22 protein-coding genes and 1 pseudogene are annotated in these 25,572 nt (G+C 65.3%); 10 read left to right on the forward strand and 13 right to left on the reverse strand.

What is annotated here, in order from left to right:
• Positions 1-22: 22 nt before the first annotated feature.
• A complete protein-coding gene (locus tag QCE48_RS18995) occupies positions 23-949 on the forward strand; it encodes a LysR family transcriptional regulator (RefSeq protein ID WP_309784449.1) in 927 nt (308 codons plus the stop codon).
• Between the two features lie 31 nt (positions 950-980).
• Here QCE48_RS18995 and QCE48_RS19000 read toward each other — a convergent pair whose 3' ends face one another.
• The 7 genes and pseudogenes from QCE48_RS19000 to QCE48_RS19030 all read right to left on the reverse strand — a co-directional run bounded on the left by QCE48_RS19000 (position 981) and on the right by QCE48_RS19030 (position 9,253).
• Positions 981-1,958, reverse strand: coding sequence for a DUF4231 domain-containing protein (locus QCE48_RS19000; protein ID WP_309784451.1), 978 nt, complete (start codon positions 1,956-1,958; stop codon positions 981-983).
• Between the two features lie 5 nt (positions 1,959-1,963).
• Entirely contained in the window at positions 1,964-2,917 is a 954-nt protein-coding gene (locus QCE48_RS19005) for a transglycosylase SLT domain-containing protein (RefSeq protein WP_309784454.1), read from the reverse strand.
• Positions 2,914-3,612, reverse strand: a complete 699-nt coding sequence (locus QCE48_RS19010) for a hypothetical protein (RefSeq protein ID WP_309784456.1) — start codon at positions 3,610-3,612, stop codon at positions 2,914-2,916. Before QCE48_RS19010 ends, QCE48_RS19005 begins: the two co-directional genes overlap by 4 nt.
• Entirely contained in the window at positions 3,609-5,429 is a 1,821-nt protein-coding gene (locus QCE48_RS19015; RefSeq protein WP_309784458.1) for a hypothetical protein, read from the reverse strand. Before QCE48_RS19015 ends, QCE48_RS19010 begins: the two co-directional genes overlap by 4 nt.
• 114 nt (positions 5,430-5,543) lie before the next feature.
• Positions 5,544-6,314 carry a peptidoglycan-binding domain-containing protein gene (locus QCE48_RS19020; RefSeq protein WP_309784460.1) on the reverse strand — a complete coding sequence of 257 codons (771 nt, stop codon included), beginning with the start codon at positions 6,312-6,314 and terminating at the stop codon, positions 5,544-5,546.
• Between the two features lie 186 nt (positions 6,315-6,500).
• Positions 6,501-7,337, reverse strand: a complete 837-nt coding sequence (locus tag QCE48_RS19025) for a DNA-binding response regulator (protein WP_309784461.1) — start codon at positions 7,335-7,337, stop codon at positions 6,501-6,503.
• 390 nt (positions 7,338-7,727) lie between these two features.
• Positions 7,728-9,253, reverse strand: a pseudogene (locus QCE48_RS19030) (amidase).
• Between the two features lie 193 nt (positions 9,254-9,446).
• Between QCE48_RS19030 and QCE48_RS19035 the strand changes: the two are divergent.
• The gene (locus QCE48_RS19035) at positions 9,447-9,902 is read left to right on the forward strand and encodes a lipoprotein (protein ID WP_309784463.1); all 456 of its coding nucleotides are present in this window, start codon (positions 9,447-9,449) and stop codon (positions 9,900-9,902) included.
• A 46-nt stretch (positions 9,903-9,948) separates the two neighbouring features.
• On the opposite strand, the gene ltaE is transcribed toward QCE48_RS19035, so the two are convergent.
• Positions 9,949-10,953 (reverse strand): low-specificity L-threonine aldolase, encoded by a 1,005-nt coding sequence (gene ltaE / locus QCE48_RS19040; RefSeq protein WP_309785064.1) that lies wholly within the window; start codon positions 10,951-10,953, stop codon positions 9,949-9,951.
• A gap of 210 nt (positions 10,954-11,163) precedes the next feature.
• Here ltaE and QCE48_RS19045 point away from each other — a divergent pair, with 210 nt between their 5' ends.
• Positions 11,164-11,808 (forward strand): hypothetical protein, encoded by a 645-nt coding sequence (locus QCE48_RS19045; protein WP_309784464.1) that lies wholly within the window; start codon positions 11,164-11,166, stop codon positions 11,806-11,808.
• 33 nt (positions 11,809-11,841) lie between these two features.
• Here the strand turns inward: QCE48_RS19045 and QCE48_RS19050 are convergent, their stop codons facing one another.
• From QCE48_RS19050 to QCE48_RS19070, 5 genes are all read right to left on the reverse strand, one after another.
• Positions 11,842-12,954 carry a nucleoside hydrolase gene (locus QCE48_RS19050; RefSeq protein ID WP_309784465.1) on the reverse strand — a complete coding sequence of 371 codons (1,113 nt, stop codon included), beginning with the start codon at positions 12,952-12,954 and terminating at the stop codon, positions 11,842-11,844.
• A gap of 145 nt (positions 12,955-13,099) precedes the next feature.
• Positions 13,100-14,242, reverse strand: a complete 1,143-nt coding sequence (locus QCE48_RS19055) for a substrate-binding domain-containing protein (protein ID WP_309784467.1) — start codon at positions 14,240-14,242, stop codon at positions 13,100-13,102.
• 77 nt (positions 14,243-14,319) lie between these two features.
• A complete protein-coding gene (locus tag QCE48_RS19060) occupies positions 14,320-15,318 on the reverse strand; it encodes an ABC transporter permease (protein ID WP_309784468.1) in 999 nt (332 codons plus the stop codon).
• Positions 15,315-16,913, reverse strand: coding sequence for a sugar ABC transporter ATP-binding protein (locus QCE48_RS19065; protein WP_309784470.1), 1,599 nt, complete (start codon positions 16,911-16,913; stop codon positions 15,315-15,317). Before QCE48_RS19065 ends, QCE48_RS19060 begins: the two co-directional genes overlap by 4 nt.
• Before the next feature lie 198 nt (positions 16,914-17,111).
• Entirely contained in the window at positions 17,112-17,939 is an 828-nt protein-coding gene (locus QCE48_RS19070; protein WP_309784472.1) for an FCD domain-containing protein, read from the reverse strand.
• A gap of 257 nt (positions 17,940-18,196) precedes the next feature.
• On the opposite strand from QCE48_RS19070, the gene QCE48_RS19075 reads away from it, so the two are divergent.
• The 7 genes from QCE48_RS19075 (at position 18,197) to QCE48_RS19105 (ending at position 25,568) form a co-directional block, all read left to right on the forward strand.
• A complete protein-coding gene (locus QCE48_RS19075; protein WP_309784474.1) occupies positions 18,197-19,405 on the forward strand; it encodes an ABC transporter substrate-binding protein in 1,209 nt (402 codons plus the stop codon).
• A gap of 64 nt (positions 19,406-19,469) precedes the next feature.
• Positions 19,470-20,330: a branched-chain amino acid ABC transporter permease gene (locus QCE48_RS19080; protein ID WP_309784478.1), complete on the forward strand. Its 861-nt coding sequence runs from the start codon at positions 19,470-19,472 to the stop codon at positions 20,328-20,330.
• Complete coding sequence (locus QCE48_RS19085; RefSeq protein ID WP_309784479.1) at positions 20,327-21,334, forward strand: branched-chain amino acid ABC transporter permease; 1,008 nt, start codon at positions 20,327-20,329, stop codon at positions 21,332-21,334. The genes QCE48_RS19080 and QCE48_RS19085 overlap by 4 nt, the downstream gene beginning before the upstream one ends.
• Entirely contained in the window at positions 21,331-22,098 is a 768-nt protein-coding gene (locus QCE48_RS19090) for an ABC transporter ATP-binding protein (RefSeq protein ID WP_309784480.1), read from the forward strand. The genes QCE48_RS19085 and QCE48_RS19090 overlap by 4 nt, the downstream gene beginning before the upstream one ends.
• A complete protein-coding gene (locus QCE48_RS19095; protein WP_309784482.1) occupies positions 22,095-22,796 on the forward strand; it encodes an ABC transporter ATP-binding protein in 702 nt (233 codons plus the stop codon). The genes QCE48_RS19090 and QCE48_RS19095 overlap by 4 nt, the downstream gene beginning before the upstream one ends.
• 37 nt (positions 22,797-22,833) lie before the next feature.
• On the forward strand, positions 22,834-24,093 hold the full coding sequence (locus tag QCE48_RS19100) for a Zn-dependent hydrolase (RefSeq protein ID WP_309784484.1): 1,260 nt from the start codon (positions 22,834-22,836) through the stop codon (positions 24,091-24,093).
• On the forward strand, positions 24,090-25,568 hold the full coding sequence (locus QCE48_RS19105; protein ID WP_309784485.1) for a M81 family metallopeptidase: 1,479 nt from the start codon (positions 24,090-24,092) through the stop codon (positions 25,566-25,568). The genes QCE48_RS19100 and QCE48_RS19105 overlap by 4 nt, the downstream gene beginning before the upstream one ends.
• Positions 25,569-25,572 lie beyond the last annotated feature (4 nt).

The raw sequence follows: 25,572 nt of genomic DNA on the forward strand, positions 1-25,572 counted from the left end.
ATCACTTCTTTATTAACTTTCGGTGAAGACTGATCTTGCCTCCCATCTCGAGTTTTTCGTGCTGCTGGCGCGGCACGGCAACCTCGCCGCCGCGGCCCGAGAACTCGACCTGACGCCGCCCGCCGCCACCAAACGCCTCGCTCAACTGGAGGCGCGGCTGGGCGCGAGGCTCGTGAACCGGACGACGCGCAGTATCAGCCTGACCACGGAAGGCGAGACCTACCTGCACTACGCGACGCGCATTCTCGCCGAGGTCCGGGAGATGGAGGACGCCGTTTCGTCCAGCCGGTCCGTGCCGAGAGGGCTGCTGCGGGTGAACGCCACGCTCGGGTTCGGGCGGACCACGATCGCGCCGCTGGTGTCGGAATTCGCCAGGCGCAATCCCCATGTGGAGGTGCAGCTCGATGTCACGGATCGGCCCGTCGATCTCGTCGAGAGCGGCGTCGATCTGGCGATTCGTTTCGGCTCGCTGCCGGACAAGCGGCTCAATGCACGGCGCGTGATGACGAACCGCCGGTTCCTGTGCGCGTCGCCGCGATATCTCGAACAGCATGGCGCGCCGACGAGTCTCGCCGACCTCGCGGGGCATCAGTGCATCATTCACCGTCAAAACGATGACGCCCACGGCATCTGGCGTTTCACGCGCGACGGCCGCAGCGAGGCGGTGAAGGTGCGCGGCATGCTGTCGAGCAACGACGGCGATATTGTCCTCGGCTGGGCGCTCGACGGGCACGGCATCCTGGTTCGGTCCGAATGGGATCTCGCGAAGTATGTGGAGAGCGGCCGCTTGCGAATCGTGCTGCCGGAATTCGTCCTGCCCTCGGCGGACCTGTTCGTCTATTACGCCAACCGGCGGAATCAGTCCGCGCGGGCGAGGGCGTTCATCGACTTTCTGATCGAACGCTTCGACAGTCCGGCGATATCCGTTTCGCACGCTGCGTCGATGTGACGTCACCGGCGCTGTGGCGGCGAAGTCCGGTTCATGGGACCGCGTTTGCGCCTGCGGGCGTGGCCGTGCGCTTCAGGAAGTCGGCGACCCAGGCGTCGTTCTCGCCGTTCATGAGTCCCTCGCTATCCAGAATCAGGGCGTGGTCCGCTGCCGCATTGGCGGGTTGTCCTTGCGTGAGGATCTGCCATTCTGTCAGGCGCAACTTGAGGCGGTCGGCGGCAAGGCGGTAGGTCGCTGCCAGGCGCTGATAACGCTCGGCCAGGGCGTAGGTGCCGATCGCCGTCGTGATCGTGCTGAGTGTGGCAACCCAGACCTCAATGCCGGCGCCCGCGAATACCGCACCCAACGCGCCCAGCCCTGCCGCGATGGCGCTCAAGACCTGAACCGCCCGTGTGCAACGGGCCGCGTTGCGCTCGTTCATGGTGGCCTTCGGCGCAAACCAGTTGATCTGTTCCTCCAGGCGGATGGCGATGTAATCCTGCACGGAAAGCGGACTGCCGGGCCGGCCTTTGCTGGCATCCGCGCCCTCGGGCTCGATCGCGGGTAAATCCTCGCCTTCCGCCATCAGCTCTTTCACCTTGTCGAACAATTTCTGACTGGCGTCGGCACCGTCGTAGGGCGGCACGCGCGTGGCATAACGATACGCCTCGGACTTCGCCCGCTCCGCGAGCGCGCGAGCGCGAATCCAGTCCTTCTCGACTTTCGAGTCGAGCATCGAGCTTGCGGCCCAGGCCGCGAGCGCCATCGCGACGGCACTCGCGGCGCTCAGGAACTGCGCGACCACTTGCAGGTTGGGAAGCCTCCCGGGCAACTGCGAGGCCAACGTCGCCAGGACGGCGCCGATCACGGTCAACGCCAGCGTGCGAAGCCGCCAGCGATCGAGATCGCTCCGGATGGTCCGGGCGCGCGCGGACCATCCGCGGTACTTGCTCCACATCAAATCAAGCGCTGCGTCCATCGTTTCCCCCAAGGCTGCAAGCAGTGAAACCGTCTGGCGATGCTGCGCCACGCGGCTCAAGCCGCGGAAAGAAAGTGTCTGAAGCTGGGCAGGCGATTATTGAGCGAGGCGTTCAGCGTCGCGATGTCGTCGAGGCGCATGGCGGCATTGAACGCCCCGACGAAGCGGTCGACATGCGCCGACGTCCCGATCGGATACTGGACGAGTCGCCAGCGGTTGGCGCGATTGTCGTTGAAGCGCACGCCGCCGGCGTTGTACGCGGCCGCGACGAGCGGCGGGTCGAAGCCCGTGAGACGCGCCTGGCGCCAGATATAGGTCGCACCGGCTTCGATCGAAACGAGCGGGTCGCGCAGGTCGTCGAGACTCAACTGCGGACGGCGCAGCGAATCGCGCGCGGTGCTGAGCAGCGTCTGCATCAGGCCCACCGACACGCGCCCCGGCGTGAGTGCCGGATCGATCTTGCTGCAGCCCGGCTCGCGGCGCTCGGCGCGGACCTTGCCGCCGCTTTCGGCGCAGATGCACGCGATGATCAACTCGATCGGCACGGGCACCTTGCTCAGGATCGTCGCAAGCGCGGCCTTCTGGGCGTTGAACACGGTGCGGACCTGAGCCTCGGCGGCGGGGGTGCAGACGGCGGCCGCGTCGTCGTGCACGAACACGCCGTCGCGGCCGATCCGCCACGGATCGCTCGACGAAAACTGCCGATGCTGCTGGGTCAGCCTGCCGATCTGCTCGGGCGTCAGGATGTCGCTGGCGGCGCGGTCCGGCAGCACCGGCGTGGTTTCGCCGAAAAGGAGCGCCCAGCTCTGACGGCCCAGCACGCCGTCGGCGATGAGCGCCGGGTTGTGCGTCTGGAAGTCGACCACGGCGTCGCTCGTGGCGCGTCCGAACATGCCGTCGCTCGTGAGCTTGTAGCCGAGCCTGATCAGTTGGGTCTGCGCCTGCGCTACGTCGGCGCCGCGCATCATCGGCGAAGTCAGCCAGAGATTTCTCGTGAAGGTCGGCATCATGTGCATCCTTTTGCGGCAGAGAACGTGTCGATCGACTTCGAGAGCCGCTCGATGCGCGCCGACAGCTCCGCACTCGCGGTGCGGGTCGTCGCGAGCTGGCTGCGCGCGCCGGTCAGCGTCGGGCAGACCTGCGCCGGCGCGACGAGGCCGTTCATCGCGCGCGTGGCGTCCGCGTCGGCGCGGAAGTATGCGGCATACGGCTGGCCGTCGGGCTGGGCCTGGAGCTTGCCGAGCGTATCGTCGAAGCGCGACTGCAGCGCGGCGGCGTTCGCGGGACTCGCGTAGGGACGCATGGTCTTCAGCGCATCGGCGAGACCGGAGAGGAGCGCCGTGCGGTCCGTGTCCTTCGGCGGATCGGGCAGGAGCCGGATCGCCTGCTCGTAGTCGGACACCGCACACTGGCGGGCTGCCGCGTCCTTCGGCGCGTCGCCGGTGTTCGTCAGTTGCGCGCAGGCGCTGGCGCGCAATCCGAACAGGCGCTCGCAGACCGCGTCCGCGCGCGAGGTGCAGTCGATCTGTTCCGCCGCCATCGACCTGAGCGGCGCGCGCTCGCCTGTTTGCCTGGCGCTCTGGTTCGCGTTCTCCATCCTGTCGAGTTGCGTGACGGACGGGTTCTGGACGAACGGCGGGCTGCCGCCGGAACACGCCGCGAGCCAGACGAGCGCCGCGCCACAAGCGAATGTTTTCGCGCTCATTCCGATTCTTCCGGTTTGGTCTGGACGAGCGCGGTCCGTGCGACGACGGCCAGCGCGTCCGTGACGAGACCCACCGCCTGCTCCTTGTCGATCGGCAGCTTGCCGAGCGCTTCGCCCAGATAGATGAGCCGTTCCAGCTGTGCCGACGCCTTCGGGTCGGGCAGAAGTTGCCGCGCGGCATCGGCGAGGGTCTTCAGGCTCGCCTGCGCGGTCTCGGCCACGCCGGCCACCCGCGGCAGCGCGACATCGGCGGGAAGCGTGGGCAGCGCCGCGAGGTGCACGAGCGAGCCGAGATACTCGTCGAAGGTGTGGGTCAGTTCCTCGACCGAGGTGAACTCCGCATCGGGCTTGCGCGCGGGCAGCACGGCAGCCGTCTTGTTGCGGATGTCGTCGCTGCACGTCGCGGCGATGTCGGCGGCGTTGCGGCGCGAGCCGTCGTCGTTCTTGCGCACGGCGAGCGCCATCAGGTTGAGCTTGAGCGCGGGGTCCGCGTCGGGGAAATGCGCCTGCATCATCGGGGAGATGGCGAAGGCCGCGGCGGCGGTGGCTTCGTCGGGCGCGTCGGGCAGCAGCGTCGCATCGAACGGTTTGCTCAGCAGCGCGGCCTTGAAGTTGTTCAGGTCGCGCTGGCGGCCCGCGAGCCGGATGGCCGCGACCAGCACGCCGCCCGCGATGCCGATCGGTCCGCCGGGCAAGCCGGCGAGAATCGGCGACGCGACCGAACGCAGCACTTCGACCGATTCCGCCACCGCCCCGGGCAGTCCCGCCGCCTGCAGCGCGGGCAGCTTCGCGCCGACGTCCCGCAGGACGCTCTCGACGCTCGCCGCGTCGGGCTTCCCGCTCAGGAGCGGCTGAACCTTGCCGAGCAGGTCGCCGACGGCCGCAATGGTGGCGGCCGCCGCCGGCAGCGTCTCGCCGCCTACGCCGAGGGCGCTCACGCCGTGCGCCACCTGCTGGATCGCGGTGAGCTGATCGCGTACCGTGGCGAGTCGCGACTGCGCGTTCGTCGCATCGGCGGCGGCTGCCGTACCGACACCGCCCGTGGCCGTGCCGGCAATCGTGCGCAGCGCCATCGCGGCGCTTTCCTTCGAATTGTCGACTACGGATTGCGTCAGCGTGGTCATGCGGTCGGTGTTCTCGCGCTGCGTGGTCGCCGCGGCTTCGGTGGCCTTCTGGATGACGCCGGCCACGGTGGTCGCCGTGGTGTCGGCCGCGCTCTGGGCCTGGACGATCGCCTTGCGCGCCTGCTCGCTGTTGCGCGACGTGAAGTAGAACGTGATGACCGAGCCGACGAAGCCCGCGATCGCTTCGGTATTGCCGAGTCCGAGATAACCCTGCATGGCGATGACGAGAAAGCCGAATACGACCACGAACAGCGAGAGCAGCGCACGGATGCTGCCCTCGGGCGCGCCGAGCGGTAATTGCAGCAGATAGGTTCGCCAACGTTGCGGTCCGGCTTGCGCGGCGTTTTTCCAGAACGACCAGCGCACGAGCGCGACCACGAGCATCATGATGATGATGCTCAGAGCGACGAACGAGAAGCTCGCGATGATGAGCGAGCGCATCACGCTGCTTCGTTCGGCATCGGAAGTGGCGCCCAGGAGGTGCAGCATTTGATCGCGCGATAACTGCACCTGATCGGCGTGACCTTCCACGCTTTGCGCCTTGACCATGGCGTTCAGCACGGACTGATCGATCACGATCGGCGGACCGGACGCCGCTTGCGGCGCGTTCGCGCCCTGCGCGAGGCACGTCCCGGCCATTAGCAGCATCAGGGACGCGAACAGCAGGTAAAACCCTCGTCGAATGCATGACATGGCGCAACTCCGATGATTTGAACGAGGAGTCTTGCGAAATCGAAGCGTGCGGTGCGTCGAACGGGAATGCCATCAGCGCGACAGCACGATGGCTGCGGCAGCCTCGCCGCGCCACTACTGGATGACGATGAAATCCTTGTCCTTCGCCGAGCGCACGCGCGCTGCGACCTCGTAGCCGTTGGCGCTGCCGTCGTCGTTGGTGTTGCCTTCGATCGTGTCGAAATGATCCGGCGATCCGCCGAAGCCGAGGCCCGTGTGCGACCAGTCGCTGCTCGTGCGCTTGACGAGGAAGATGAACGCAGGGCCGAGGCTCGTCCAGTCGCCGCGAGCGAGGTCCGCGCCGCTGACCAGCCGGTTGGCCTTGTCGCCCTGCGCGGCGAGGCTGTCGCACGACAGCGAGCCGGACACCGGCATCGCCTTCTGCAGTTCGGTCGTCGCCTGCTTCAGGACGAAGCTCACGAAGCCGCCGCACCATTTCCATTCCGTGCCTTCGCGGCCGCCCGTATAGAGACGCACCCAGGGTCCGCAGTTGTCGCCGCCCACTTCGCGCGCTTTCGCGCCCAGATGCCGGCTCGCGATTTCCTTCACGCGCTGCGGCATGTCGAGCGCCGTGCCGTTCTGCAGGGCGGCGCTCATCGGGGCCGTGAGAGCGGCCCATGTCGCCGCATCGACGACGCCGCTTGGGGCAAGGCCCTTCGTCGTCTGGAAGCCGCTCACGGCATGCGCGGTGGCGGTGCCGAAGTCACCGTCGATGGTCGTGCCGATTCCATGCAGCGATAGCCATTCCTGGACTCGCTTGACACCGGGCCCCTTGCTTCCGACCGATAGCATGTCTAATAAATCGAGTTCGGCGCGGATGGAATCGGAGTACTGGGAGGGGTTCATCGAGGTGTCTCCAGCGGTCTTGCTGTGGCGGCGGCGCGCGGAGAAGTGGCGTCACCTGGAACCGGATGAAACCAGTTTAGTTGTCCGCATCCGTTTTGAAAGGGCGACATGTCATGAAAATCCGCCACGCATGAGTCGTATCCCGCCCACGCCGGCTCGCGCTACGTCGCGCTTTAGCGCCGCGCATCATCCGACGCTCGCTTCGCATGCCTCGGCGCGAGATTCGAACTGGGGCCGCGCGGTCATCTGATAGGCGCTCGGACACACGCCGAACTCGCGCCGGAACGAACGGGTGAAGTACGAGACGTCGTTAAAGCCCACCGCGTAGGCCACCTGTTTGACGAGCGCGTTCGGCATGGCGAGCCGCTCGCACGCGCGCTCCATCCTGAAGCGCAGCAGGTATTGGCCGAAGCTCACCGCGTGCTCCTTTCTGAACGCGCGGCAAAACTGCCACGAGCTGAGTTGGCACAGTTCGGCGACGTCTTCGAGCGCAATCTTGCGATCGAAATGTGCGGCGACGTAGGCGACCGCGGGCGACGTGCGCCGGGCGATGCCCTGGACGAGCGGATGGGACGCCGCTTCGACGACATCCCCGATGGCGTTCTGACCGGCGGGAATCATCGAGGCGAGCGTGAAAATTCTCTGGCTCAGTTCTTCGTGCGCCACCGGCTTGATGAGCAGGTCCCACACCCGCAGGCGCAGCGCCCACAACGCGACGATCATCGAACCGGGCCCCGCGATGACGAGCACGGGCAGCGTGGGATGTTCACGACGCACGCGCGTCAGCGATTCGATGCCGCGTGTCTCGGACTCGCTGGATTCCCCGGACGCTTCGAACTCGAAGCAGACGAACGGCGGCGCGTGGAGGCTGATCGCGCTGACGATGTGCAGAGGTTCACGGACGCGGCGCAGTTCGAAGGCACCGTCGAGGGAATCGCTGAGTGACGCGCTCGGCTGCCGCGTGAGATCCACCCATAGGAAAGCGCGATTGCGCGATGCGTGATGCACTGTTCTGTCCGACATGACTCCTGCTCCTCCTGGCTGGCCGCGGGGTGGCGGCGTCATCGTGGCTGCGCGGGTTGAAGCGGCTTTCGCCGATGCATGGACGTGGCGAGTCGGGCGCTTGCGTTCGCTTCGCGGAAGAGGGACGACGCGTCGTCACCGATGAGGTCGACGCTGACCGAAAGCGAGGAAGGGGATTCGGCTGGCAGCACAGCTTCTTGTTGAGGTGCGCGGTGCGAAAGCGGCCGCGCGCTGCATGAGGTGTACTGTGGCCGGAAATCGCGCGCGAGGAAACCCGCGCTTGGGAGGATCGCTATCCCGCCATCGGCGGGAGCGGGCGGACAGGAGAGCCACCCGATTGCGGGGATAACGACCGCGCTGACCCGATCAGCGCTTTTATTGCGGCCCCGCTCAAACCGCCGATGTCCCGGCCTGACTTTCGCCGGTGGCATCAAGGATGGGCGGCGCAGTGACGATCGACTTGAGCGATGGCGTCGGCTGCGTGAGCGTCGAGAGGTCGGGGCGCGGGCGGCGCAGCGCGGGCACGGCGTCGAATGCCTGCTCGAACGCGTGCGCGACCGCGAGCGTCTTGCGGTCGCCATGAAACGGCCCGACGATCTGCAAGCCGAACGGCATGCCCGCATCATCGACGCCGCAGGGCAGCGAGAGCGCGGGATGCGTCGTCAGCGTGACGACATAGGTGAGCGCGAGCCAGCGGTAATAGTTCTCCTGCGGGCGGCCGTTGATCTGTGCCGCGTAGAGTTGCTGCCACGGGAACGGCGAGACCGGTGTGGTCGGCGAGAGAATCACGTCGTAGCGTTCGAACGCGCTCTGGAAGCGCCGGAAAATGCGCGTCTGCTCCGCTTGCGCCCAGGCGCTGTCCGCGAGCGACATCTTCGCGCCCATCTCGTAGTTGGCGCGCGTGTTCGGGCCAAGCGCGTTGGGGTCGCGCGCGTAGGCATCGCGCAGGCCGGCGACGAAACTCTCCGCGCGGATCACGTCGAAGCAGCGATGCACGTCGCCGAGATCGAACGCCGCTTCCTCGCATGTGGGACCATCGGTCCAATCGCGGCGATGCGCGCACGGAAGGTCGCGCGGATCGCGTCGTCGACGTCGCAACTGCCGAAGTCTTCGGTGTAGCCCACGCGCAGCGACGACAGATCGAGCGGCGCGGGTAGCGCGACCGAAAGGGGATCGACTTCGTAGGAGAGCGGATCGGCCGTCGAGAGGCCGGCGGTCGCGGCGAGTTGCAACGCGGTTTCGGCAACCGTGCGTCCCATCGGACCGACGACCGAGAGCGGCGACCATCCGAGCAGGCGCCCCGAATTCGGCACGAGTCCCGCCGACGGCCGGAAGCCCACCACGCCGCATTTCGATGCCGGAATGCGCAGCGACCCGCCCGTGTCCGAGCCGGTGCAGACGGGCAGCATGTCGCAGGCAAGCGCCGCCGCCGAGCCGCCCGACGAGCCGCCCGCGTTCAGTTCCGGATTGAACGGATTGCCGGTCGCGCCCCACACCACGTTGCGCGTATTGGCGCCGGCGCCGAATTCGGGCACGTTCGTCTTCGCCACGAGGATCGCGCCGGCCGCGCGCAGGCGCTCGACCAGCACGACATCGCGGGAAGGCACGTTGCCCCGCAACATCGGCGTTCCGTAAGTGGTCAGAAGGCCAGCCGTGTCTTCGAGATCCTTTACGCCGAGCGGTAGCCCGTGCAGCAGGCCAAGCGGCTTGCCGTCTGATACCGCGCGCTCGGCGGCCTTCGCAGCTTGGCGAGCCTCATCGAAACAGGTGGCCGTCACGGCGTTCACGGCGGGGTTGATGGCCTCGATGCGCGCGATGCAGGCGTCGAGCAGCTCCACCGGCGAGATCTCCTTCGCCCCGATCATGCGACGCAATTCGGCAGCACAGCGGCTGACCAGATCGGCGTTTTCATTCATGAGTGGGTGTCCTCCTTGCCGGATGCGCGCCGGGCAGCGTGCATGGCGGATGTACCGCTAGCGACAGTATGCGGCGGAAACGGACAATCGACGCGGTCGGCCTGCGCGCGCTTCGTGAGCCCTGTGCGAATCTGCGAACGCTTCGGGCGCACGGCTATAATCGCGCTCAAACGTGACCAGGAAAGTTCTACTCGTGAAACGGATCACCGCCTTTACACTCGTTGCGCTCGCACTCGCGGGCTGCTCGTCCACCGAGAAGCAGAATCAACAAGCTCAGGAATACCTCCATAACGAATCCAGCCTTGTCGCGGCCCAACGCAATGCGGCGGTCGACTGCAACCCGGCGAATTGCGATGCCGCCTGGGCGCTGACCAGGCGCTATATTCAGGAGCATTCCGACACGCCGGTCACCCGCGCGGACGCAGTTGCTATCGACACCGACGTGCCCTCCGGTTCCGGCAAGGCCGCCTTCTCGGCGACGCGTGTCGCCAAGGGCGCGGGCGCGACGCTCACGCTCTTTGCGCAGTGTCGCGGCATGTACAAGCCGGACAACGAGAAAGGCTCGGACTATAACGAGTGCGCCGAGAAAATCCTCAAGACGCAGAATGGCTACGTGACGTTTCTCAACGCGCACGTAGCGGGCCAGTAAGCAACGACCGCGCGACGTGAGGAACCCGTCGCGCGGCCGAGCAGGCTCAGCGCGCGAAGTATTGCTTCACTGATGCCACGAAGATGTCGATGTCCGCGCGCGTGAGGTCGAGGTGGGTCACGAAACGCGATGCATAGAGCATTTGCGTGAGAATCCCGCGCTCCTTGAGCCACGCTTCGAGCGGTGCGCACTGTTCGGCCGGAAATTCGGCGAAGACCATGTTGGTCGCCTGCGAAGTCACCTTGACCTGTTCGATCTGTGCGAGCGCTTGCGCAAGATGCGCAGCGTTCGCGTGATCGTCGGCGAGACGCTCGACATTGTTTGCGAGCGCATACAGGCACGCCGCGGCGAGCACGCCGGACTGCCGCATGCCGCCGCCCAGTACCTTGCGCCACCGATGCGCGCTGTCGATCAACGCCTTGCTGCCGACCAGTACCGACCCGACCGGCGCGCCCAGTCCCTTGGAAAAGCAGATCGAGATCGAATCGAATGGCGCGCACAGCGCTGCGATCGGTTGCCCGGACGCAACCGCCGCGTTGAACGCGCGAGCGCCGTCGAGGTGAGTGGCAAGGCCGCGGCTTCGCGCAAGTCCAACCGCCTCCGACACGTATCCCGCCGGGAGCACCTTGCCTCCTATGGTGTTCTCCAGCGCAAGCAGGCGCGTGCGGGCGAAATGATCGTCGATCGGCTTGATCGCCGATTCGATCTTCGCGAGCGGCAGCGAACCGTCGGGGGCGTTTTCGATCGGCTGCGGCTGGATGCTGCCGAGCACCGCCGCGCCACCGCCTTCGTACTTATACGTGTGCGCTTGCTGGCCGACGATGTATTCATCGCCGCGTCCGCAATGGGCCATCAGCGCGGCAAGGTTGCTTTGCGTGCCGCTCGGGAAGAAGAGGGCGGCTTCCTTGCCGGTGCGCTCGGCCATCGCGGCTTGCAGCCGCAAGACGGTTGGATCATCGCCCCAGACGTCGTCGCCCGTGGGCGCGGATGTCATCGAGGCGAGCATGGCAGGGGTCGGGCGGGTGACGGTATCGCTGCGTAGATCGATCATGTTCGAGTGTTCCTGCGTGCGTTGGCCGGATGCGGAGAGCAGCAAAGTATAGCCAGCCGTATCGACTCTTGCCATGCGAGGCCTCGTCGTCGCGATATGCGGTTGCATCATCAGGCAAATAGCGCAGAATAGGATCGTGAGGGACTTCAAACACGCGTTTGAAGAATTGACGCCTTGGCTTTAGCGAACAACCGTGCTGCAGAGAGACTCATGAAGAAAGGAAAGACCAAGCTGACCCGTCAGGATGCCGAGCGCCTTTTCGAAGGCCTGCCCGGCGGGACCGTGAAAGCATCGAGCCGGCCCGAGAACCCATTCGAAGCCGGAGCGTTCGACGTGGTCGAGCGCATCGACGACGAATCCAGACTCTGGAAAGACAATCTCATTACGCTTCCGATGGCGATCGAGTTGCCTGCTGGCTACGAGTCGGTGTCCCGCATGCGCGACGCGATGGTGCGGGCATGGCGCGTGAGGTGGGTGAGGGAGGAAAAGAAGGAGGTCGTCACCGAGTTTCCCGAAGGATGGAAAGCCGTCCGCCCTGCAAGCGGCCCCATCGAGGTGCGGGATTCGACGGGCGTCGTTCGCGCCGTATATGGGTGGGCCGAAGATGCCGAACTCAGGATCCTGCCGCGCTATCTGGTGGAGTCGCAGGCGAACAGTTCAAGCGGACTCGGCAGCCTGGTCGTCCGCGATCGCGCGAACGGTCAAATCCTCGCGAGGTCGTCGAACTGGTCCGCTCAAACGGGGACCAACCATCCGGAATGGGCCAAGCTTTCGGCGTGGCTCGGCTCGCATTTTCCGCATCACCGCGACCCGCTGCGATACTGGGACGATTGCGAACAGAACATTCAAAACTAAGCGGCGTTTGTCGCTCGTGTTGCCGGGGCGCGTTCACTGAAACTTGACCGGCACCGGCCGCGTCAGCAAGTCCACATAGAGATTGAAGAACCGGTCGTTATCGAACTGCGTCACGTAGGTGATTTTCTGCGGTGAAGCGCCCGCAGGCGGCGCATCCGGATACACCGACACATGACCTTGATTCTCGCCGGCTGTCGTGTCGATATCGAGGTACGCGCTCTGCGTTTGCGTCGCGTAGCTAGGGTCGGTGAAGTAAGCGATGGTGAGCGTATCGTAGAGATCGGTATTCGACGCAAACGCGCCCGCGTTCGCACTGGCATAGGCCTTCGTCACAGCCGTCTGCCCCGTCGGCGGATTGACGATCTGGTTGTAGACGGTCTCGGTTAGCGGCACGGTATTGGTCACGTCGAGCGGAATGACGGCCTGCGGGATCGACGTCTGCAACAGCGTGCGCACGGCGAGCGGATCGAACCACCAGTTCAGTTCTCCGACGGCGTTCGCGTTGCCCGGAACCTTCATCGCGCCGCCCATATAGACGATCTGCTTGATGAGCGGCACGATTTCCGGTGCCTTCTTCACCGCCGTCGCGAGATTCGTCGGCGGCCCGACTTCGATGATCGTCACCTGGTTCGGATAGCGCTTGATCGTATCGATCATGAAGTCGGCGGCGGCTTCGCTCTTCAATTGCGTCGATGTCGCGAAACCATCCGGCGGCGGCGTGAGTTGCGATTGCTGCGTCGGCTCCGGACGCATCCACGCACCGAAATATCCGTTGGGGTTGGCGGCCTGCTGCGCGCGGATGCTCGCGACATCGTATTGCAGCGGATAATTCGCACCCGCGTAGACGCCGACCTTGTCCTGCACGCCCATGCGTTCGACGGCCTTGAGCGCGTCCGCCTCTTCTTGCAGCAACCAGTCGTTGCCGGTCACCACGCACAGGCCCAGCAGGTTCACCTTGCCTTGCGCCATGAGTTGCGTCGTCATCGCGAAGAGTTGGCCGTCGTCGCCCATCGTGTTGAAGTCGGAATCGATGACGATCTTGGGCGCGTCCGTGTAAGCATCGTGATGGTCGGAGCCGCCGCATCCAACAAGCGAGCCGGCAACACAAAGAGTCAAGATCAGTCCTGCTGCATGGCGACGCCGCATGATGCCGTCTCCCGAACGGTTATGTCGATGATCGCGCCTTCGACGAGGGCGTGAGCCATTCTACGATCATTTGCTAAAAGCGTCCGGCCGTGCGCGAAGCCCGAAGGCTTCGCTCTGGAACTGACGTGCTAAAGCGTTTTCTTCATCAACCGCAAGCGGGCGCTGCCTTCTTGCAGGCATCCGCCAGTTGAGGCGGCGGATCTTTCTTGAACACGGTCTTGTACGATTCGAGCACGTTCGACTGCAAGACCGGCAGCGATTGCACGCCGATCCACGCGGGCGGCGTCTGACCGATCAGCGCTTTCATCATCGCCATCGCTTCAGCCACGCCCTGATCATACGGACGCTGCGAACCCGTCGCCTTGAGCGGCCCGCCCTTTGCAATTTCGATGGCCGATTCGAGCCCGAGGTCGACCGTCGTCATCGGCGTATTGAGGCCCTGTGCGCGCATCGACGTCAGCGTGTCGAGCGCGGGTTGGTCCCACACGGCGAACACACCCTTGACGTCCGGATTGGCGGTGAGGAAGTCACCCGCGATCTGCCCGACCTTCGACGGGTCCGTGAACGCGACCTGCTTGATCTTGATGTCGGGGCGATTCTTCTTCATCCAGTCGTTGACGGCCTTCGTGCGTTCCGTCGTGCTGAAGTAATCGACGCCGAAGTTCACGAGCCCGACCGTGCCGCCCGTCGGCACGCACGAGGCAAGTACCTTCGCCGCGATCTGGCCGTTGCCCTCGCTGTCCGCCGAGACCATCGCGGCATACTGCTCCGGATGCTTCAGGCCCGTTGGCACGTTATCCATGAACACGAGCTTGATGCCCGCCTGCGAGACTTTCTTGTAGGTCGCAGCCGTCGCCGTGCCGTCGACGGGAATCGAGATGATGCCGTCCGGATGACGCTGGATCGTGTTCTCGATGTCGGCGATCTGCTTGTCGACCTGATACTCGGCCGACGCGGTGCCGATCACTTCCACGCCGTATTTCTTCAACGTGTCGGTGATGCCCTGCACCTGTAGTTGCGACCAGTCGAGGTTCATGGTCTGCATCGAAATGCCGACCTTGAACTTGCCCGCCTTGACCTTCGTGGCCTCGGCGTCCGTCAGCTTGACGGCATCGACCGCCGCCGCCTTTTCGCCGTTCGGTCCCTGCCCGACGATACCCGAGGGTCCGATCGACCCTGCGGCGAGCTTCTCGCATGCCTGTGCAAATGCCTGCGAGCAGCACAGGGCCATCGCGGTCGCCGCCGCGACACTCGCCAGCCTCACTCCTGATCCACGACGATAGTTCATGATTTTCCTCCGTTGGTCGTGATGTACTGCGTCTCCTGCCGTTTTTCGAATTGCCCTTTACGACCCGCTACGCGTCGTCACTTGCGGGTGAACGCGACAGCCGCGACGATGATGACGCCCTTGATGACGAGTTGCAGCGACGAACTCACGCCGAGCAGCACGAGGCCGTTATTCAGCGTGCCGATGATGAGACTGCCGAGCAGCGTGCCGAGAATGAAGCCGCGTCCGCCGAAGAGAGAGCAGCCGCCGAGCGTGACGGAGGCAATCACGTCGAGTTCCATGCCCTGCACGACGTCCGGCCGCGCCGCATGCGAACGCGCGGACAGCACCAGCGCGGCGAGACCGGCAAGCATGCCCGTCAGCACGAACGCGAGTGTCGTCACGCGGCGAATGTTGATGCCCGAGTACAGCGCGGCCGTCGGGTTGCCGCCCGCCGCATAAATCTGCCGGCCGAACACGCTGTAGTGCAGAAGCAGAATGCCGCCGATCACCGCGAGCAATGTCCACAGGATCGGGACGGGCACGCCCGCGATGTTTCCTTCGCCGAAGATCGCGATGAACCGGTCGTTGGTAATGATCTCGGGGCGCGTCGTCGTGACCATCAGCGCAAGGCCGCGCGCGGCGCTCAAGGTGCCGAGCGTGACGAGAAACGACGGGATGTTCAGCCGCGTCGTGACGAAGCCGTTGATCGCGCCGACGATCGCGCCCGTCCCGATGCCGGCTATCGCGCCGACGATCCAGCTATCGCTGATGTGCGACATCGCGAGCGCCGCCGCCATGCCCGACAGCGCCAGCGCCGATCCCACCGAAAGATCGATCTGCCGCGCGATGATCACGAACGTCATGCCGATCGCGATGATCGACACAAGCGCCGTTTGCCGTCCGATATTGAGGAAGTTGTCGATCGAGAGGAACCACGGCGATGCAAAGCTGAACACCACAAGCAGGATCGCGAACGCGATATACAGCATGTACGGGCGGTCGCCCTGCAACAGAAGCCGCGCGAGGCGCCGCGCGCGTCCGTGGCGCTCGGCGGTCTGTTGCCCGGCGGGCAAGGGCGAAACGGACTCGTTCATGTGGCAAGCTCTTCGGTAGGACGGGGAAGCTGGATGAGATGGTGCAGTTCTTCCGCATGACGAATCTGCGCGCGCTCGACGGTTCGTTCGATCGAGCCGTCCACGACGATGGAAATGCGGTCGCACAGTCGCAACAGTTCGTCCAGATCCGACGACACGACGACGACGCCCGTGCCCGCAAGCGCTGCGTCATGCACGACGCCGTAGATTTCTTCCCGCGCGCCGACATCGACGCCGACCGTCGGCTCATCGAGCAGCAAGAGCTTCGGCCGCGGATGATTCCACTTGGCGAACACCACTTTCTGCTGGTTGCCGCCGGAAAGAAACTTCGCAGGCGTCGACGCATCGGGCGCCTTCACGGAAAGCTGCTTCATCGCGATGCGCGCCTGATGGGCGGCGGCTTGCGCGCGTAGCCAGCCGCCGCGCGAAAACTGCGGCAGGCGCGGCAGTGTCAGATTGCGTTCGATCGAATGATCGAGCACGAGCCCTTGCAGATGCCGGTCTTCGGGCACGAGCGCGACGCCGCGCGCGATCGCGTCGGCGGGGCGGCGCGGGGCGAGCGGCTGGCCGTCGAGTTCGATGGTGCCTTCGTGAATCGGCAAGAGACCGAAGATCGTCTGCAGGATTTCCGTGCGCCCGCTGCCGATCAGTCCCGCGAGGCCATGCACTTCGCCGCGGTGCACCGAGAAATCCACGCTGGCAAGACGTGCGTTGCTCACCTTCGACAGCGTCAGCACGGGCGCGTCGCGGGCAATCGCATGCGCTTGTGCGTTCCGCGATGTTTGCGTGGCCGTGCCCGTCGACGTTTCCTGTCTGGCCTGCATCGCGGCATGACGCGGACCGACGATCGCCGCGACGAGCTGCTTCATGTCGGTCTCGGCGGTCGCGAACTGGCCGGCGTTGGCGCCGTCGCGGAACACGGTCACGCGCTGCGAGATGCGAAACACCTCGTTCAGCCGGTGCGTCACGTAGATCACGCCGACGCCGCGTGCCGTCACCGTGCGAATCGCGTCGAAGAGAATTTGTTCTTCGCCGCCCGTCAGCGCGGACGTCGGTTCGTCGAGGATCAGGACGCGCACGTCGCCCATCAGCGCCTTGCAGATCTCCGTCATCTGCCGGTACGCGAACGGCAGCGAATCGACGGGCACGCGCGGATCGAGCGGAATGTTGTGTGCGCGCAGAAACGCGCTGACCTGTGCCATCAGTTCGCGTTGCCGCACGAAGCCGAGCCGCGTGCGCGGCTCGCGTCCGAGCATCAGGTTCGCGCCGACCGAGAGCGACTCGACGAGACTCAGGTCCTGATAGACGACAGCGACGCCTGCCTCGCGCGACTTCGCCGGCGATCCGAACGCGACCTTGCGGCCGTCGATTTCGATCGATCCTTCGTCGTATGCGTGGACGCCGCTCAGTATCTTGATGAGGGTGGATTTGCCCGCGCCGTTTTCGCCGAGCAGTGCATGCACTTCACCCGGCAGAACCTCCAGATTCACGCCGCGCAGCGCCTGCACGCCACCGAATTTCTTGGTGACGCCTGTTACGCGAATCAATGGCGATCGGGGCGATGAAACGGCCGCGACCGCAACCGGCTCACTCATCCGGATGTCTCCTTCGTCGATATGACGAATTCTTATGTTGCGCGATCGGGTCGCGCGCTACAAATGATGCGTCAATAACATTTATTCCCTATCTGGCTGTGAATTGCCGTGAGGATCGCAACAAAAATCGCGGTGAGTGTGATGATCCTATCGTCTTGGGGCGATCACAGTGTGATGACAATATTTCGGCGACGACGGTCACGACCCCGGCGCGGGCTCGATCTTCATGCGCCGCCGGATCTCGGAATCGAGGATCAGACGGCCGCGCAGCTTGCCCTTCATCCGCTTCACGTAGCGCGGCGCTTCCGTCATATGGACGACCATCAGTTCGCGCACTTTCTGCGCGTCGCGTTCCCGTGCGGCCTTGACGATCGCCTTGTGGATCCGCACGTTCGCCTGGCCGAATCGTTCATGCTCGGCCTGCGGCGTGTCATTTCGAAACTCGATCAGTTGCCGGATCATTTCATTGATCAACTCGCAACTGAAGCGCAGGAACGGATTCGGATTCGCGGCGGCGAGGATGTCGTGGAAGTTCACGTCTTCCTGACGCTTGCGCACGATGTCCGTGTCGCCGTGGCCGGACCCGGGGCCGTCGCAGCACGCAATGCTCTCATCGAGTGCCGCGAAGTCCCGCTCGGTCAGATGCGGCACCGCGCCCGCCGCAAGCTCGGGCTCGAGCAACTGGCGCACGGTATAAATGTCGTCGATGGTGACGTCCTTGAAGAACAGATAGTTTTGCAGCAGTTGCAATGTGCGATCGAGCGGCACCTCGACGATCGTGCCGCCGCCGCTCGGCCCGGTCGTCACCTTGATGAGGCCTTGCACCTCCAGCGACTTGAGCGCCTCGCGAATCGTGCTCTTGCTTACCGAGAACATCTGCTGCAACTCGACTTCGCGCGGCAGCCGGTCGCCGGGCTTCAAGTCTTTTTCCGTGATCAGCCGCTTGATTTCTTCTGCCACGAGATCAGGCCGCTTCTGCTGCTTGATCTCGATCGAAGCGCCGGCCTTCGTTCGATCCATCGTCATCTCGATGCTCCTCATGGACGCCCGCGCGTGCCTGTGAACGACCTGTTGCGTCATGCAGCGTGACAGACGTAGAGACAAGCGGCGACCGCGAATATTGCCTGATTGACAGTCGAATTTAATGTACCTAGCATCAGGTTCATTCTATTTATCATGATAAATAGAGCGAGGCGAGCGGGCAAAATAGTCGCGTCGCAAACGCGGTTCAGCCAACGATGCAGCAGTCGGACACAAGCGGTTTTCTTACCAGGAGCACCAATTTGAATCGCCGAAACATGTTGAAGCTGGCCGCGTTGTCGGCCGTTCCCGGGTCTGCCCAGATGCTGCTTTCGAAGAGCGCATTCGCGCAGGGCGCGCCAATCCAGTTCGCCTGCCCGGTGCCGATGTCGGGACCGTTCGCGGCCAACGGCAAGTATGCCGATCTCGGCATGAAGCTCGCCATCGAACAATATGGCAAGGTGCTCGGCGACCCGCTCGCCTATACCGTGCTCGATACGGAAGGCAAGCCCGCCACGGCGGTACGCCGCGTGCAGGAACTCGCGCAGCAGAAGAACGCGCGCTTCTTCGCAGGCGGCATTCTTTCGTCGGAATCGCTCGCGATGGGCAAGGAAGTCGAGAAGGCCGGCGGCATTTTCATCACGACAGCGGGCGCCGATGAAATCACCGGCAAAGACTGCAACAGCGCGACCTTCCGCTGGTCGGTGCCGACCTTTGGCGCGATCGAGCAGACGGTGCGTCCGCTGATCCAGTCGATGCCGAAGGCGAAGCGCTGGTACACGATCACGCCGCAATACGTGTTCGGTGAAGGGCTGCTCTCGGCCGCCAAAGCGATCTTCAAGGAGAAGGGTATCGAGCACGTGGGCAACAGCTACCACTCGCTCAACGAAAAGGAATTCAGCGGCTATCTGACCAACGCGGTGGCGGCGAAACCGGACGTGCTGCTGATCCTCAACTTCGGCTCGCAGTCGTCGGACACGCTGCGCCAGGCGGTCAGCTTCGGCATGAAGAACAACTGCACGATCCTGCTCGCGTGGGCATCCGGACTGGAGCAGTTCGAGGCGCTGGGCGCGGACCTGTGCGACGGCGTGTACTTCGGCGCGCAGTACTGGCACGCGATCGATTCGCCGCTCAACAAGGATCTCGTCAAGCGCGTGAGCGCCGCCTACAAGTCGAACCCGAACTACAGCCTCGCCGGCTCGTACATCTGCACGAAGATCCTGCTCGACGGCATTCAGAAGGCCGGCAGCGCCGATCCGAAGAAAGTGATCGCGACGTTGCAGGGCATGAAGTACGACGGGCTGACCGGCGCCGAGGAAATCCGCGCGGGCGACCATCAGGTGCTGAAGAACTACTATCTGCTCAAGGGCAAGGCGAAGAGCAAGATGAAAAACGCCGACGACTACGCCGATATCGTCAGTTCGGGCCAGTCCTTCCTGCCGCTCGACCAGACGCAATGCAAGCTGGCGTGATCGCCTGCTGGCAGACGGCCGCCCCGCGCGGCCGTCTGCGTCGATCCTCTTCGGACGAAAGCTCATGAACGTTTATCTATTGCAGGTCGTGAACGGCATCGGCGTCGGGATGCTGTACTTCCTGCTCGCGGTGGGGCTGTCGATCGTCTTCGGGCTCTTGCGCTTCGTGAACTTCGCGCACGGCGCGTTCTATCTGCTTGGCGCCTACTTCTGCTATCAGGCGATGCAGTGGTCGATGAGCTTCTGGGTCGCGCTCGCCGTCGTGCCAGTCGTGACGGGCGCGCTCGCGTGGGTCGTGGAAAAGGCGATCCTGCGGCACGTCTACGCGCAACAGCACGAGTTCCATATCCTCGCGACCGTGGGTCTTGCACTCGTGCTGCAGGAATGCGCGATCCTGATCTGGGGGCCGCTCGGCGACAACGTTCCGGTGCCCGACGTGCTGAACGGCGTCGTGATGAGGGGCAGCTTCATTTACCCGAAGTACCGTCTCTTCGTGATCGGCTTCACGGCGGTGCTCGCGGTGCTGCTATGGTGGATCCTGGAAGGCACGCGGCTCGGCAGCGCCGTGCGCGCGGGCAGCGAGTCGAGCGAGATGGTGTCGCTGCTCGGCATCAACGTGACGCGCATCTTCAGTCTCGTGTTCGCGCTCGGCGCGGGCACGGCGGCGCTGGCGGGCGTGCTGGCGGCGCCGATTCGCGGCGTCGATCCGTTCATGGGGATCGAGGCGCTGGGCGTGGCATTTGTCGTCGTCGTGGTCGGCGGGATGGGCAACTTTCTCGGCGCGCTCGTCGGCGGGCTGCTGGTGGGCATTGTGCAGAGCGTCATGAGCACGCTCTGGCCCGAAGGCGCGCGCCTCATGATTTACGTCGCGATGGCGGCCGTGCTGCTGCTTCGTCCCAACGGACTGCTCGGGAGAGCCGCATGAACGCCAAGACACTCGATGCGGGCGCGCCGCCGCGTTCGCTCAGGGCAACGCTCTATCGCTACCGGTTCATGCTGCTCGCGGTGCTGGTCGTCTGCATCCTGCCGATGACGCTGCGCTCCGGCTCGCTCGCGACCGAAGTGCTGGTGTTCGCGCTCGCGGCGCTCGGGTGCAATCTGCTGCTGGGGCATACCGGCCTGCTGTCGTTCGGCCAGGGCATTTTCTTCGGGCTCGGCAGCTACAGCGCGGGCCTCGTGCTGACGAAGACGGGCTTGCAGGCGCCGTCCGCGCTCCTGGCGGCGATCGTCGTCGGCGCGGCGGCCGCCGCGCTCGTCGGCTGGTTCTCGATCCGGCAGCGCGGCGCGTACTTCGTGATGCTGACGCTCGCGTTCGGGCAGATGTTCTACTTCCTCGCTTACACGACGCCCAACCTCACGGGCGGCGACAACGGCCTGCTCGACATCCCGCGTCCCGCGCTCTCGCTCTTCGGCCGCGCGCTCGTTCCGATCGCATCGCCGTGGCAGTACTACGCGTTCGTGGCCGTGCTGTTCCTGATCGCGTTCTGGCTGATGATGCGCGTCTCGCATTCGGTTTTTGGTCGCACGCTGCTCGCGATCCGCGAAAACGAAGCGCGCGCGGCGGCCGTCGGTTACGACGTGAAGCGCTTCAAGCTGGCGGCGTTCGTGGTGTCGGGCGCGGTGACGGGTTTCGCGGGCGCGCTCCACGCGATGATGACCGGCATCGCGCCGCTCTCGAACATCGACTATCACACGAGCGAGATGATCCTCGTGATGACGGTGATCGGCGGCACGGGCAATCTCTTTTCATCGGTGCTGGGCGCGGCGTTCTATGTGCTTTTCGCCGACTGGCTCTCGACGCTGTGGCCGCGCTGGCTGCTGCTGCTCGGCCTCGTGCTGATCGCGGTCAGCCTCTTCATGCAGCGCGGCCTCTGGGGTCTTGGCGAACGAATCTGGCAGGCGGTGCGCCGAAACAGGGAGGCCGCATGAGCGAAGCAATACTTCAGGCGAAGGACGTGGTGAAGCGCTACGGCAAGTTCACCGCGCTCGCAGAAGTCGATTTGCGGATCAGGCCGCGCACGGTCCACTCCGTGATCGGTCCGAACGGCGCGGGCAAGACGACGCTCTTTCACGTGCTGACCGGCACCGTGCCGATCACGGCGGGCAACATCGTCTTCGACGGCCACGATGTCACGCACGAACCCGATCACCGCCGCGTGAAGCGCGGCATCGCGCGGTCGTTCCAGGTGACGAGCCTGTTCGCGAACCTCAGCGTGCGTGAGAACCTGCGGCTCGCGGCGCAAGGCGTCGATTCGAAACGCGCGCTCAACGCGTGGAAGCCGCCGCGCGGCGCGCTCGAACACGCGGAAACGGTCGACGCGATCCTCGAACGCCTCGCGTTGCAGCGCTTCGCGGCGTCGTCCGCGGGCGTGCTGTCGCACGGCCAGCAGCGGCGGCTGGAAGTGGGCATGGCGCTCGCCGCCAAGCCGAAGGCGATCTTTCTCGACGAGCCGACATCCGGCATGGGCATCGACGACCTCGACGACATGAAGCGCCTGATCCGCGGCCTGCGCGACGACTACACCGTGGTGCTGATCGAACACAACATGGGGATCGTGATGGACATCTCGGACACGATCACCGTGATGCAGCAGGGACGCGTGCTGGTCGAAGGCCGTCCCGACGACATTCGCGGCGACGAGCGCGTGCGCAGTGCCTATCTCGGCAACATGATCACCGGAGGCCGCGCATGATGCTCGACGTGCGGGACATTCACGCGTTCTATGGCAAGAGCCACATCCTTCAGGGCGTCTCGCTGACGGTGGGCGAGGGCGAGACCGTCACGCTGCTCGGGCGCAACGGCGCGGGCAAGTCGACGACGCTCAAGAGCATCGCGGGCGTCGTGCCTGCCACGCGCGGCACGATCGTCTTCAAGGGCGAGCCGACGGCGAAACTCGCGGCGCACCGGATCGCCGCGCGCGGCGTGTGCTTCGTGCCGGAGCATCGCGGCATCTTCCGGCTGCTCACCGTCGAGGAGAACCTGCGCCTCGGCGCGCGCAAGGATTCGCCATGGCAGCTCGCCGATATCTACCGGATCTTCCCGCGCCTCAAGGAACGCCGCGCGAACGGCGGCGGCCAGTTATCCGGCGGCGAGCAGCAGATGCTCGCGATCGGCCGCGCGCTGATGAACCATCCGCGTCTCCTGATGCTCGACGAACCGGTCGAAGGACTCGCGCCGGTGATCGTCGAGGAGATCGTCGCGCAACTGAAGCTCATCAAGCAGGCGGGCGTCGCGATCCTGCTCGTCGAGCAGAATCTCGAAGTGTGCACGCAGCTGGCAGACCGGCACACGATCATCGAGCAGGGAAGGATCGTCTACGAGGGCAGCAACGCCGCGTTCGCCGCCGACGACACCATCAAGGATCGCTATCTCGGCGTCGGCGTGGTCTGAGGCCCGTCCCATCATTCATCAATTGCAAGGAAACGCGATGCAGGTTCACGATTTGCCGGCGCTGGCCGGCTTGCGCGTCGACGGAGCGCGCCTCTGGAAAAGCCTGATGGACCTCGCGCAGATCGGCGCGACCGCGAAAGGCGGCGTGTGCCGTCTCGCCCTGACCGAACTCGACCGCGACGCGCGCGATCGCTTCGTCGAGTGGGCGAAGGAAGCGGGCTGCACGGTGCGCGTCGATGCGATCGGTAACATCTTCGCGCGTCGCGCGGGACGCCGCGACAACCTGCCGCCCGTGACCACCGGCAGCCATATCGATACCCAGCCGACCGGCGGCAAGTTCGATGGCAACTACGGCGTGCTCGCCGGGCTTGAAGTCCTGCGCACGCTCGCGGATGCGAACGTGCAGACGGACGCGCCGCTCGAAGTCGCGGTGTGGACCAACGAAGAAGGATCGCGCTTCGTGCCGGTCATGATGGGCTCCGGCGTGTTCGCAGGCGCTTTCACACTCGACCACGCGCTCGCGCAATGCGACCGCGAAGGCGTCTCGGTGCGCGACGCGCTTTCTGCCATCGGTTACGGCGGCGCGGCGCTCGCACCGCATGCCGTCGGCGCGTACTTCGAAGCACACATCGAACAGGGACCGGTCCTCGAAGCCAACGACAAGACCATCGGCGTCGTGACGGGCGCGCTCGGCCAGCGCTGGTACGACCTCACGATCCACGGCATGGAAGCGCACGCCGGCCCCACGCCGATGGAACTGCGCCGCGATGCGCTGCTCGTCGCCGCCGACCTGATTCGCGCGGTCAACCGCATTGCGCTCGATCACGCGCCGCACGGTCGCGGGACGGTCGGCTGCGCCGATGTGCATCCGAATTCGCGCAACGTGATACCGGGCCGCGTCGCGCTGACCGTCGACCTGCGCGCCGCCGACGACGCCTCGCTCCTCGCGATGGACGCCGCATTGCGCGCCTTGTGCGCGAACGCGCCGCTGCCGGTCGACGTGAAGGAGGTCGTATACTTTGCGCCGCAGCCGTTCGATGCCGCGCTGGTCGAGTCGGTGCGCGAAGGCGCGAACGCACTCGGTCTCTCGTCGATGGAGGTCGTGAGCGGCGCCGGTCACGATGCCGTGTATCTCGCCCGCGTCGCGCCCGCCGCGATGATCTTCGTGCCGTGCAAGGACGGCATCAGCCACAACGAAATCGAAGACGCGCGCGCCGATCATCTCGAAGCCGGCTGCAACGTGCTGCTGCACGCGATGCTGCGCGCCGCCGGTTCGACGCAAACGGAGTCCGCATGAAAATCCTGATCGCACGGATGAATCACGAGACCAACACGTTCTCGCCGGTCGCGACGCCGCTTTCGGCGTTCGGCCGCAACGGTCCGGCGTATGGCGAGGACGCGTATCGCGAGAACAAGGGCATGCAGACCGCGATGGCCGCGTTCATCGACGCAGCCGAGCGCGAGGGCGCGCAGATCGTCACGCCGGCGTCGGCGTCGGCGAATCCGAGCGGGCCGGTTCATGCCGCCGCCTACAACGCGATCTGCAACGCCATCGTCGAGGCCGCGCGCGGCTGCGATGCCGTGATGCTCGATCTGCACGGCGCGATGGTCGCGGAAAACTCGAACGACGGCGAGGGCGATCTGCTCGAACGGGTGCGCGCCATGCTGCCCGATGCGCCGATCGCCGTCTCGCTCGACCTGCACGCCAACGTCACGCAGAAGATGATCGACAACGCGGACGTGATCGTCAGCTTCAAGACCTATCCGCACGTCGACATGTACGAGTCCGGCGCGCATGCCGCGCGGCTCATGTTCGATCGCGTGCATGGCCGCGCGCAGCCGGCTATCGCGTGGGCGCAGCCGCCGCTTCTCACGCACACGCTGCGCAGCACGACGGCGGCGGGCGCGATGAAACGCGCGGTCGAGGCGGCCCGCGCCGCCGAACGCGAGGGCATGCTCGCCGTGTCGGTGCTGTCGGGGTTTTCGCTCGCGGATATCGAGGCGCCGTGCATCAGCGTGGTCGTCGTCGGCGATGGGGATCGCGAGGCGGCGGCGCGCGTCGCCGAGCGCATTGCGCGGCAGATCTGGGACGCGCGCGATGAGTTCTTCTACCGCAGCGCGCCGCTGGCCGAATCGGTGGCCGAGGGCGCGGCGCTCGGGCGCGACGGCGGGAAGCCCGTGCTGCTGCTCGATCACGGCGACAACTGCATGTCGGGCGGAACCTGCGACACGATGGACGTCTTCGAGGAAGCGCTGAAGCAGGGCCTCGACGGCATCGTGACCGGGCCGTTGTGCGATCTGCAAGCAGTGGCGACGCTGACGGCGGCGGGCGTCGGCGCGACGGTCACGCTCGAAGTCGGCAACAAGCTTGCAGGCAACGCGGCGAAGCCGCGTCCGCCGCTCGCGCTGACGGGCGTCGTGAGCGCGGTGACCGATGGCGAATACGTGATCAGCGGCCCGACCTACACGGGACAGCGCGCGTATATGGGCCGCGCGGCGGTGCTCGATACGGGCTCGGCGCGCGTCCTCGTGACCGAGCGCACGCACGAGCCGTGGGATCTGGGCGTGTTCGAGAGCGTCGGCATCGATCCGCGCGGCGCGCGCTTTCTGATCCTCAAGTCGCGGATGTATTGCCGGCCGGTGTTCGTGCCGATCGCACAGGGTCTCGTCGAATGCGACAGCCGCGGTGTCACGAGTTCGGATTTCGGGCTGTTCGAGTTCAGGAAGTTGAAACGGCCGGTGTATCCGCTCGATGTGGATGCTTCGTGGTAGGGGA

The sequence above is a fragment of the Caballeronia sp. LZ024 genome (assembly GCF_031451455.1).
GTDB classification, from domain to species: domain Bacteria; phylum Pseudomonadota; class Gammaproteobacteria; order Burkholderiales; family Burkholderiaceae; genus Caballeronia; species Caballeronia telluris.